Source organism: Carnobacterium gallinarum DSM 4847 (assembly GCF_000744375.1).
Classification (GTDB): domain Bacteria; phylum Bacillota; class Bacilli; order Lactobacillales; family Carnobacteriaceae; genus Carnobacterium; species Carnobacterium gallinarum.
Genome location: NZ_JQLU01000001.1, coordinates 53,095 through 64,498, shown reverse-complemented (window position 1 = coordinate 64,498; position 11,404 = coordinate 53,095). Strand labels below are relative to the sequence as shown.

Annotated in this window: 12 protein-coding genes and 1 pseudogene; 5 read left to right on the top strand and 8 right to left on the bottom strand. The window is 33.8% G+C overall.

Annotated elements, in window-relative coordinates; translation table 11 throughout:
* Positions 1–67: pseudogene (locus BR43_RS20690) on the bottom strand (CagC family type IV secretion system protein); the annotation flags it as partial.
* A 23-nt stretch (positions 68–90) separates the two neighbouring features.
* Positions 91–2,076, bottom strand: coding sequence for a MobQ family relaxase (mobQ, locus tag BR43_RS00295; protein WP_034558183.1), 1,986 nt, complete (start codon positions 2,074–2,076; stop codon positions 91–93).
* Positions 2,077–2,367: 291 nt separating this feature from the next.
* Between mobQ and BR43_RS00290 the strand changes: the two genes are divergently transcribed.
* Together BR43_RS00290 and BR43_RS00285 are read left to right on the top strand one after the other, a co-directional pair.
* On the top strand, positions 2,368–2,667 hold the full coding sequence (locus tag BR43_RS00290; protein ID WP_029486080.1) for a hypothetical protein: 300 nt from the start codon (positions 2,368–2,370) through the stop codon (positions 2,665–2,667).
* A gap of 2 nt (positions 2,668–2,669) precedes the next feature.
* On the top strand, positions 2,670–2,927 hold the full coding sequence (locus BR43_RS00285) for a hypothetical protein (protein ID WP_002325623.1): 258 nt from the start codon (positions 2,670–2,672) through the stop codon (positions 2,925–2,927).
* A gap of 23 nt (positions 2,928–2,950) precedes the next feature.
* Here BR43_RS00285 and BR43_RS00280 read toward each other — a convergent pair whose 3' ends face one another.
* Positions 2,951–3,235, bottom strand: a complete 285-nt coding sequence (locus BR43_RS00280) for a hypothetical protein (protein ID WP_034558177.1) — start codon at positions 3,233–3,235, stop codon at positions 2,951–2,953.
* A gap of 141 nt (positions 3,236–3,376) precedes the next feature.
* Between BR43_RS00280 and BR43_RS00275 the strand changes: the two genes are divergently transcribed.
* The 3 genes from BR43_RS00275 (at position 3,377) to BR43_RS00265 (ending at position 7,943) form a co-directional block, all read left to right on the top strand.
* The gene (locus tag BR43_RS00275; RefSeq protein ID WP_034558175.1) at positions 3,377–4,696 is read left to right on the top strand and encodes an IS1380 family transposase; all 1,320 of its coding nucleotides are present in this window, start codon (positions 3,377–3,379) and stop codon (positions 4,694–4,696) included.
* Between the two features lie 635 nt (positions 4,697–5,331).
* On the top strand, positions 5,332–6,096 hold the full coding sequence (locus BR43_RS00270) for a (S)-acetoin forming diacetyl reductase (protein ID WP_034558173.1): 765 nt from the start codon (positions 5,332–5,334) through the stop codon (positions 6,094–6,096).
* Between the two features lie 527 nt (positions 6,097–6,623).
* A complete protein-coding gene (locus BR43_RS00265; protein ID WP_034558171.1) occupies positions 6,624–7,943 on the top strand; it encodes an IS1380 family transposase in 1,320 nt (439 codons plus the stop codon).
* A gap of 277 nt (positions 7,944–8,220) precedes the next feature.
* On the opposite strand, the gene BR43_RS00260 is transcribed toward BR43_RS00265, so the two are convergent.
* From BR43_RS00260 to BR43_RS00240, 5 genes are all read right to left on the bottom strand, one after another.
* A complete protein-coding gene (locus tag BR43_RS00260; RefSeq protein WP_002325587.1) occupies positions 8,221–8,718 on the bottom strand; it encodes a DnaJ domain-containing protein in 498 nt (165 codons plus the stop codon).
* 532 nt (positions 8,719–9,250) lie between these two features.
* Positions 9,251–9,568, bottom strand: a complete 318-nt coding sequence (locus BR43_RS00255) for a hypothetical protein (RefSeq protein WP_002326830.1) — start codon at positions 9,566–9,568, stop codon at positions 9,251–9,253.
* 439 nt (positions 9,569–10,007) lie between these two features.
* A complete protein-coding gene (locus tag BR43_RS00250) occupies positions 10,008–10,871 on the bottom strand; it encodes a zeta toxin family protein (RefSeq protein ID WP_084679662.1) in 864 nt (287 codons plus the stop codon).
* A gap of 1 nt (position 10,872) precedes the next feature.
* Positions 10,873–11,145 (bottom strand): antitoxin, encoded by a 273-nt coding sequence (locus tag BR43_RS00245; RefSeq protein ID WP_002333002.1) that lies wholly within the window; start codon positions 11,143–11,145, stop codon positions 10,873–10,875.
* Between the two features lie 16 nt (positions 11,146–11,161).
* Complete coding sequence (locus tag BR43_RS00240; RefSeq protein WP_001835296.1) at positions 11,162–11,377, bottom strand: peptide-binding protein; 216 nt, start codon at positions 11,375–11,377, stop codon at positions 11,162–11,164.
* Positions 11,378–11,404 lie beyond the last annotated feature (27 nt).

Here is an 11,404-nt window from a genome sequence, read left to right as displayed (position 1 = left end):
ACAATGTACCCACCGCAAAAACCGCACTTTCAAGCTTAAACTTTGTATCTTTGATAAATTTTTTCATTTTATACACCTCTTGTTTTTATTTTATCGCAAAGGAATATTCCTTTGTAATGATTGATTTTCTTTTGGTTTTGTTTGCTTAATCAATTTGTCTAGGTTTCGTTTTTTCTGTGGTTGGTTACCACTCAACAAACGATTAATTGACTTCGCAAATTGGAACATTTTTACAGTCACTTCATTTTTTTCTGGTACGTCTTTATCCAATTCTTGGGATTGATCTTTGTTGGTATTTTCAATTTCTTTACTTAATTCTATTTTATCAGAATCAGGTAAATAAGCATTGCGATTAACGACCTTTTTCAGATTGTGTTTTGCTAACGGGCTTAGTTCATCAATATGTTTCATGCTATCTTGAACAAAAAATACACCTTGACAATCATTAGGAATTTTCACTGTCTGAATGTTAGTTAAGAAGCCTTTTGATTGTTCCAACATGGAATTAATTTCCTCACTGCTGAATCTAGCAACTCCTTCGACTTTAGAAAAATCAGTTGTTTTGTAATAGTCAGCTTTTGCAAGTAACATTTCGCCTTCTATGACTGAATCTATTGAAACATTTTTATCAAATTTTCTTTCAACTTCTGATTGAACATATTCTATCAATCCTTGTTTTATTCCTATTAGTTTTTCTTTTTTAATTGATAAAATTTCTTTTCTTTCAGGGTTATTTTTTTTTGTTATACTATCTTCAACTTGTTTAATTTTTGAATCAAGATAACGGCTAGTTTGAAATGGTTTTTCTTTAAAAATCTTTTTACTTTCTTCTTTTTCTATTACTCTTTCATTGTAAATGACCTCTGCTAACTGGTCTTTATTCAATAACTGTTTTCTAAATAGGGTTTCATTAACCATTGCTCTAACTTCGTGATTTGAAAATTTGTCAATATTCAAACTTGGATAAGATTTTTTGAAGAATCTTTCTGCTTGTTTATCTAAAATTTCATTTGCCTTTGTAAGCATATCTCGTTCACTACTAATTTTACTTAACATCAAACGTTGTTTTTGAATTTCCATTTTATTATTAAAGATAAGTGAATTTTCCCATCGTTTTAATTCACCTAATCGTTTATCAATGTTTTCATCATTAATAAATAATTTCAATTCTTTTGAAAGATTTTTCAGTTCTCCTTTTTCTAAAGGTGAGAAAGTTTTTTCAAATTTTAAAGTGAAGTTTTGGTCTTGTTTTAATATTTTCTCTTGATTTTCAAGTTTATCAAGTTCGGCTAGGATATCATTGTAACTTTGAATCTCTAAATTTTTTCTTTTTAACTCACTTATAACTCCTTTTTCTTCTAATTTTTTTGAGTAAAAACCTTCATGAATTGTTGGTAGTTCTTTTTTCCCAAGTTCCGCATGAGATTTTTCTGTAATTTGTTGATCGATATTTCTAGCTTTTAAATATTGGTTAACTTTATCAGCCCAATCTTTACGAATTTCAGAAACAAGAGATTTTCTATCCCAATCATTTGTTTTAATAGAAACCATTTTAATTTTACCATTTTCTAATAAAATCGGGTTTCTATTTTCATCTAGTTTAGGTATCTTTTTTCGCTTGTTAAGAATATTTCCTTCACTATCTACTTCTCTCATTGTTAACATAATATGAGCATGGGGATTATTTTCATCATCTCTATGAATAGCTACATCTGCAATCATTCCTTCACTGACAAAATTATCTTTAACAAATTCTTCTATCAGTGATCGTTGATCTGTATTATTTAATTCAATTGGCAATGCTACATTTACTTCTCGGCAAATTTGAGAATTCACCTGTTTTTCTGCTAATTCCATTTTGTTCCATAAAGTCTGTCTATCTAAAAATTCATTAGGTACATAATCAGGCTTTAAAATAAAAGCTTCTGGTTTAATAGTTCTATGGTTATATAGATTTGTTTTCTCGTATAGTTCACTATACAATTTTTCACCGCTTCGATAAGAAGCCATTGCAATTAAACTTCTTTTTCCGCCTTCTCTTTTTGCTATTGTCATAGATAAATGGAAGATTGCCAATTGTATCACCTCTCTTTCTTTTCAAACATGAGCGTAGCGAATTTTAACAAACACGCTTGACGATAAAACGAAATGTAAATTAAGTTTTATAGCACAATTACCACTAAATAAAATTTAGGGGTATAAGTGCGCCCTTAGTAAATCATCTAAGGGAATCCTTGATAAATTAATTTTACCACTTATCATTATAAAAGTAACTATGTTTAATCTGACATTTACATTTATAATTATTGATTTTAGAAAAATAATATAATATGATAGAGTTACACAATATATTAGGAGGCGTATTTCATGGAAAGTCAAGATCAAAATATTAATGCAATTAATGGTAATTTTAATTCTAAAACGAAGCCAAAAAAAAGAAAGAAGAGAACTGTTTCTGATATTGAACTTCAAATTAAAGAATTACAAAAGAAAAAAGAAGAATTAATTCTAAAGTCTAAAGCAGATATTGGTGACTTTGTTCTTTCTATCCTTTCAAAAAATGATATTTCTATTGAATCGATTGAAGAAAACAAAGAATTATTCTATGATGAATTAGAAACTTTATTAAATGCGAATAGTCAAAATTTTTCTGAATTACTTAAATAGTTATGGTAAATAATGATTTAAATGACATCAACAAAAGAATAGAAAAACTAAAAATTCAAAAAAATATTTTGCGAGCGAATAGCGAGCAAAATATTAACAGAAAAAGAAGAACAAAGCGTCTAATTGAAAAAGGTGCTTTATTAGAAAAGTATTTTGAAATTGACTATTTAACTGTAGAAGAAACGGAAGAATTTTTAAAAATTTTTTCTGAATATATTAAAGCAAATAAACCTAAAAAGTATCAAAAAAAGGAAAAATAATTTTCCTTTTTTTTGATACTTTTTTAAATAAAATTGATTGTTCTTAATGTTTGTTCTTCCTTTTTTAATTGCTTTAATATTTCATTTACTGATTCTATATCCAAATCGTACCAATCACCAAAAGCGATAATATCACCTGATACTTTTTTTTCTATAAAATCAACTGTTAAAGTTATTTCTCTTGTTGACATTGGCGAACGTGCTTCTATTTGATATAAATCAAAATCATATTTTTGATGATTATTTATTCCTCTCATTTCTGTTACTGTCGCTTTTATAACTTTTAAAATATTACCTGAATAATTCATACTTTGACTTTAAACCGTCTGAAACTGGCTAACGGCAGTCTTCATTTACTTTTTCTTTTTCACCTGTTAAGTGATGAAAAAAGAACCCCGTTCTGATATGGTAAAGGTGTCGAAACCAACCATAAGAAAGGAGTTCTTCTCATGACTAGCTTACACAAAAACCAGGTAAAAGTCAATTCAAATTTGACTATTTCACATACAGGTAGTCGCTTATCGAGTGATTCGGGTTTGGTCTTAGTTAAAGAGGTGATGAATACCTTCAAGTTTTCTGATTTGGCAAAATCACTTCTGGACATTAAAGATAACCGTGCTTACTACACGCATGATAATTTAGCGATATTAGAACAGCTCATTATGCAACTGATTGCTGGTTACTCGGCAGACTCATCAGCTAATCTATTAAGACGGGATCCAGTCTTTCAAGCTGTACTCGGTAAAAAAGAGTTGGCCTCACAATCGTCAATCTCACGGTTTATAGATCGTTTCACCGAGACTAACATCGGTCTACTCCAATCATTAAATCAGTCGCTCATTGACAAAGCGCGTTTGATTCGCAATGACACCGAATTAATCATTGATGTCGATTCCACACATTCAGATACTTTTGGTCATCAAGAACAAGCAGATTATAATGCCCATTATCAAACCTACGGCTATCACCCATTAGTTGCCTTTGACGGATTGACCGGAGATTTTTTGAAAGCTGAACTGCGTTCAGGCAATCAGTACACATCTAAAGGGGTAAAAGTCTTTATCGACCCGCTGTTACACCACTACAAGAGCACGTTACCTCATACCGAGATATTAGTTCGGGGTGACAGCGGCTTCGCCACACCAGAGGTGTATGAGTCTTGTGAATCAACTGAAAGCCAGTACGTTATCCGTTTAAAGAACAATCGGAGGTTAAGTCAATTAGCTGAACACTCTGTTCTTTATGGGGATAATAAAAAATGGGAAGACCGAGAAATACAGTATTTTTCACTCCCTTATCAGGCACAATCCTGGTCAAAACCCCGTCGCGTTTGTATTCGATCAATCCGTGAAGCAGGAGAGCTTCTTTTTCACCACGCATTCATTGTGACGAATCTATCCGATAATGTCTCGCCTGAGGTCATATTCTCTCTTTACGGCAAGCGTGGAACAATGGAAAATTTCATCAAAGAAGCGAAATCAGGCTTTTATTTTGACAAAACAGATAGTCCGCGTTTCCTGGAAAATCATGTCAGAATGATGATCAGTGTCCTGGCTTACAACCTCGTCAATTTTTTGAAGACTATTGGATTTGACAAAGTGAACCGGGGTATGACCATTCATTCCATCCGGCTGACATTGCTTAAAGTAGCCGGTAAACTTGTTCAAACTGGGAGACAGGTCTATCTCAAACTGTCAAGTTATCATGTGTATCAAACTGAATTTTATAAGGTTTTTGAACGCCTGCGGCGATCCAAACAATGGATTTAAACTATTTTTCATACAAATTTTTTTAACCGATTCTTTTTCAAGGGATTCGTCTGCCCTTAAATAGACAAATAATTTTTATTATGGACTTCTTCCGTAGACATCCTGTTCGAAAACGCATTATTTTGGAAGGAAGTATCTGCCTAATTTGAAAATAGGCACTTTCTTCAAAAAAATAGCTTAAATTTAGAGCTATGAATTATTCAGGTAAAAACATGATTCGAAAAGAAAAAATAAATAGTGTTTCAGATTTCTAGAATAAATTTCCGAGAATAACTTTACACATACCATGATCAACAAATAATTGACTTTTTATACTGAGTGTCTTAAAATTAGAATACAGTCAGATATGAAGGTTGACACTGTTGGCTGGCTACTCATACCGCCACTCCTTGATTAAGTCCATATAAGAATGTAGTTTTGGAATTTCCATGATACTTACACTGCTTTTACTTGTCATCAATGAAAATATACAAAAATGTTTGTTTAAAAGAACCTTTATTGTTATAAAAAATGATTTTATCTGAAAATTAAGAAAACGGTTGTAATCAATGTAGAAATGATTGAATGCGGTTTCAATAATAGTTATACTTTGTTTATAAAAATGTTAAAAAATTCACAAAGGAAGAGGTTATATTATGGTAAAAGTTGCGATTGTTACAGGTGCTGGTCAAGGGATTGGGTTAGCGATTGCTAAACGTCTACATGCAGATGGCTTTAAAATTGGTATTGTTGATTATAATCCCGAAACAGCTGAAGCTGCTGTAGCCGAATTCCCAGAAGGTGATGCTATTGCTGCAGGCGCAGATGTGTCTAAACGTGAACAAGTATTTGAAGCATTTGATAAAATTGCAGCACATTTTGGTGATTTAAATGTAGTTGTCAATAATGCGGGTGTTGCACCGACAACACCATTAGAAACAATTACCCAAGAAATGTTCGACCAAGTATATGGTATCAACGTAGCAGGTGTAATCTGGGGTGCACAAGCTGCTCAAAAACACTTCAAAGCCTTCGGTCACGGTGGTCGAATCATCAATGCTACGTCACAAGCAGGGGTATTGGGTAACCCTGAATTAGCTTTATACTCAGGCTCAAAATTTGCAGTCCGCGGTATCACGCAAGTATTAGCCCGTGACTTAGCTCAAGATGATATTACTGTGACAGCATACGCACCTGGTATCGTGAAGACACCAATGATGTTTGGTATCGCTCACGAAGTAGCAGTCAATGCAGGTAAAGACGATGAGTGGGGTATGAATCAATTCGCACAAAACATTACCCTTAAACGTCTATCAGAACCAGAAGATGTAGCCAACGTAGTAGCATTCCTAGCTGGACCAGACTCAACATACATTACAGGTCAAACAATCGTTGTTGATGGCGGTATGGTCTTCCACTAAGCTAAATGATTTGATGAATTTTGATAACACCCTTCGAGAAATCGGGGGTGTTTTTGTTGAATACACTAATCAAACGTTTATCTAATCTTGGATTACGTTGATTTAAGATCAATATACATGTATTCCCCATATGTATGTAACTATATTTTTTGGATGTGTAGGCTGATATAGAGTTTTTCAAATATAATTGAATTAAACATATTAGTGCGTTTGAAAATGCCACACAGAGCAAATATGAGCTTTAAATGGCATTTTTATTTCTAAGGATTACTTTCATTTTCTATTCTTTCAGCATTTTTAGATTGAAATTCATTTTCAAGATTTGAAATAACTTCAAGCGTATGATAAATAAATTAATAATCTTCCAGACATCCTGAACAATTCATACTTTTCGTTGAAACATGTGCCAACTGCCTAACGGCAGCTTAAATTTACTTTTTCTTTTTCACCTGTTAAGTGATGAAAAAAGAACCCCATTCTGATATGGTAAAGGTGTCTAAACCAACCATAAGAAAGGAGTTCTCTTCATGATTAGCTTACACAAAAACCAGGTAAAATTCAATTCAAACATCATCATTTCGCATACAGGTGGTCGTTTATCGAGTGATTCGGGTTTAGTCTTAGTTAAAGAAGTAATGGATACCTTCAAGTTTTCTGATTTGGCAAAATCACTTCTGGACATTAAAGATAACCGTGCTTACTACACGCATGATAATTTAGCGATATTAGAACAGCTCATTATGCAACTGATTGCTGGTTATTCGGCAGACTCGTCAGCTAATCTGTTACGACAGGATCCAGTCTTTCAAATGGTGTTAGGCAGAAAACAATTAGCCTCACAATCGTCAATTTCACGGTTTCTGGATCGTTTCACCACGGAAAATGTGGGTCAATTACAATCATTAAATCAGTCGCTCATTGATAAAGCGCGTTTGATTCGCAATGACACCGAGTTAATCATTGATCTCGATTCCACACATTCAGATACTTTTGGTCATCAAGAACAAGCAGATTATAATGCCCATTATCAAACCTACGGCTATCACCCATTAGTTGCCTTTGACGGATTGACCGGAGATTTTTTGAAAGCTGAACTGCGTTCAGGCAATCAGTACACATCTAAAGGGGTGAAAGCCTTTATCGACCCGCTGTTACACCACTACAAGAGCACGTTACCTCATACCGAGATATTAGTTCGTGGGGACAGCGGCTTCGCAACACCAGAGGTGTATGAGGCTTGTGAAGAAAATGAAAGTCAGTATGTGATCCGATTAAAGAACAATCGGAGGTTAAGTCAATTAGCTGAGCAATCCGTTCTTTACGGGGATAACCAAAAATGGGAAGATCGGGAAGTTCAGTATTTTTCAATGCCTTATCAAGCACAATCATGGTCGAAACCCCGTCGTGTCTGTATTCGATCAATCCGTGAAGCAGGAGAACTCCTCTTTCAACACGCATTCATTGTGACCAATCTGTCAGATAACGTATCGCCTCAAGTTATATTTTCTCTTTACGGCAAGCGAGGGACAATGGAGAATTTCATCAAAGAAGCGAAAGGTGGCTTTTATTTCGATAAAACAGATAGTCCACGCTTCTTAGAAAATCATGTAAGAATGATGATTAGTCTGCTTGCATACAACCTCATCAACTGTCTAAAGACTATCGGCTTTGATAAAAAGAACCAAGGGATGACTATTCATTCCATCCGACTAACATTCCTTAAAGTCGCTGGCAAACTTGTGCAAACAGGCAGACGAGCCTATCTAAAATTGTCGAGTTATCATGTGTATCAAACTGAATTCTATAGGGGCTTCGAGCGCCTACGGCGATCCAGTCAATGGATTTAAATCAGTCATCACGTTAATTTTTTGAATCAATCGTCTACAAGGGAGAAGTATGCCTTCAAACAAACAAGAGAATCGTAAGAAGGTTCATTTAGTTAAAATCTACTTCGAGAACGCACTATTTTGTAGAAAAAACCCCAATTTTTCCAAGAACGATTAATTTATTCAAGAAACCAGCTTAAATTATAGAGCTATGAATTATTCAGGTATTACCTTCAAAATTTATTTTTTTTATTTTAATATCCACTTTAAAACTTCCTTTCTGATAAACTTACAAGCCTTAATTGGCTTGTAAGTATTTTTTTTCTTCTTTATCTTCCTTCACCTTTTGACTTCCATACATTCCCCTTATTGTGTCCATATCATAATTTTTTCGACTACGTTTTTTATAATCGCTTGGTGCTTTATACCATGCGTATTTTTTTGGTGAATAACGAAATTCTAGGGCTTTTATGTCGTCCTTATAAGGTTTTGTATTACCTGTTAGCCATATAAATGTTCCTACTACTTCGATTGCTACGCCGTCCATTTTTAGGTTGAACAATTTATTAATAATATCCTTAAACTGTTCGGGTGTTTCTGTTGTTTCTTTGGTGTAAGTTTCACCTTCTTTATTCTTATGAGTGTTTTTAAGTTTGCTAAACAGTTCGTCATATTCATTGTTCAAAATTTTCATTTCTTCTTCATTCCCGCCACAATCGGGGTGTAACTTCAAAGCTAACTTTTTGTAGGCTTTTTTCAATTCTTCCAATGTTTCAACGTTTTTAATGTATTTCATTTTTATCATTCCTTTTCTTTTTTATTTTTGGCTTTTTGACAACCATTTTTGTTAGGCGTTTGAGGAAGTGAAGCTGTTTTCCTCGAATGGTAAAAGCTGTGAATGTTCTACATATCTTGCTCCTTTCTTTTTTCGTTTAGGTGGTTCATTTTCGCCAGTGTGTTCGTTTCGTTTGCTGTGGCGAGAACGCAACATAGACACAAAGAAAACACAAGGGCGAGCTTGCTCGTTTATATACCCTTGTGTTTTTGACTGGATATGTTAAGGTAACAAACAGTAAGTGACACGTTACAGACTGCAAAATGTACCAACTGAAAAAAGAAAGTATCTGAGGTAGAGTAACGAACGGTTAGCTTTTACCATTCGAGGAAAGGTGTTAGTCAAATACAAATATCTTTGCAAAGAAATAAGTTGGGTTTGGAACGAGGAGCAACTGCACCGCAAGTGGAACAACTTATTTTATCCTTCTTAGGTTTTTCTTTTTGGTGTTTTACCTAAAAGAAAAACCTAGCTTTTTTTGCTAGGCTTTTTTTTACATTTCTTTAATTTTCAAATTTTTTATTTCCCACTCAAACCATTCGCTAAAATCTTGTTTAAAGCCGTTAATAGAATATTGCTCTTGTTCTTCTGCTTCTTTATCGTTTTGAGGGTCTAAGTAGGTCGGTTTATCTTTTGGTCTTGCGTATACACCTATCCATGTTTTAAAATCGCCCTCAAAACTGCTATCTATGATAAAGCCTTGCTCTTTTAGCTCTTCTCTTACTTGAGCTTTTAGATATTGCTGTTCTTGTGTTCCATAAAACCCATTTTCTGTAAAATCTTCTAATTGTAATTTTTTTGTTTTTTCCATTTTCTTTTCCTCTTTTCTTTTTTTGATTTTTAGTTTTTTGACAACCATTTTTGTTAGGCGTTTGAGGAAGTGAAGCTGTTTTCCTCATGTTTTAAAAGCTAGAAATAAATTACAGTGTACGCTCCTTTCTTTTTTCGTTTTGTTGGTTCATTTTCGCCAGTGTGTTCGTGTCGTTTGCTGTGACGAGTACGCAACATAGACACAAAGAAAACACAAGGGCGAGCTTGCTCGTTTATATACCCTTGTGTTTTCGACTGGATATGTTAAGGTAACAAACAGTAAATGACACGTTACAGACTGCAAAATGTACCAACTGAAAAAAGAAAGAATACCGTTGTGTGCTTTATTTCTCGATCAGCTTTTAAAACATGAGGAAATGTTTTTATAAAAAAAGAGTAGTTACCGTTTTTTGGTAACTACTCTTTTCCTTTTTTAATGTTTAAAGTCCTGGAAGTTTAGGTGTCTTGGGTATTGGTGGTGTAGGTGGCTGCAAGCTTTCCATTTTTTGTTGAATTGCTTTAAATTCAGGGGTTTCTTGGTGTTGATTTTGAACCATTTTTTGCTCTATTCTCTCCAAAGTCGGTTGAATTTCTTTCCCTGATACTTTACGATTTAATTCTCTTTCTAAGGTCTCTTTCGGACTAATGGAAGGCGTTTCTAAGCTTGAATAGAGTTTCACTCCTTCTCTATTGTAAAGCCTTATATCGCTAAATAAGCCCGTTTTTTGAAGGGTTTCTAAATTGTTAGGTAAATTTTTAACCACAATATCATGTGCTTGTTTTGGTGTTGCCCTGGCTGTCATTGGATCATCTGCATACATGGTTTCATATCGTTCAATCGTTCCTAAGTATGATTCAATTTTCGGTACTGCCATGACGTATATTTTTGTTTCATAACCTTTGGCTTGAAGCATTGTTGCGGTTTGAATAGGAACGTCTGTTGTTCGTCCTGTTCCTTCAATCACTAAATTATAGCCTTGATCGCTTAAACGGCTAATAAGTGCTTCTGTCATACGATTAGAATAAGGGGTAACGTGTTTTACCACGTCTTTTTCATAAAGTTTCACTAATTCGTCAAAATTTGGGTGCTGTTGTTTGAAGGTATCATTATCAATGACAACAACATTCCCTTGTGTTTCTTCAAAAATTGCTGATCGCAAACTGGTTTTTCCTGACCCTGGTTGCCCACCAAGTAAAAAAGCGGTTGGCGATTCAACCGCTTTTTTTCCTTGAACCAATTCTTCTAAATTATCATTTAAGCGATTCTCAAACTGTTTGTCAGTAAAATTGACTATATTTGCCATATTAAGCCACTTTCTCTTTATTCAAAACTTGTTTTGAGTAACGATTCATTGACCGCCAATACTCATGAACGGCTTTTAATTCTTCTAAAGAATAATCAAAAAGATTTACACGTTTTGCAAGCTTTAATTGGTTTAATAAATTGACTTCCAATAATTGAGAGTCATTTTTATTTAATTCATGGTTCAAAACATAGTTTAATACTCGATTATAAACGCTTGCCGATAATTCGTTAATGATCTCTATTTCAAATGTTTTTTCATACGTAACTGCCATTTCATTTTCACTCCCTTTAAAGTTTGTCAGGTAAATATTTCCGTATATATTCTTCTAAGGCTTGATCCATAACTTCTTTTACGTTTCCGCCATTCTTTGCTGTTTCAATTTTTATAATATGGTGTAAGTCAGCACGAACACGAACCGTCTTATCTCCCATTATATCTTTTTTTGCACTGATTGGTGTATCATTTCGTTTTGCTTTTTGTGCGCCTAAATTTCCCACAATCACTCACTTCTTTCTATTTCTTCTTATTCT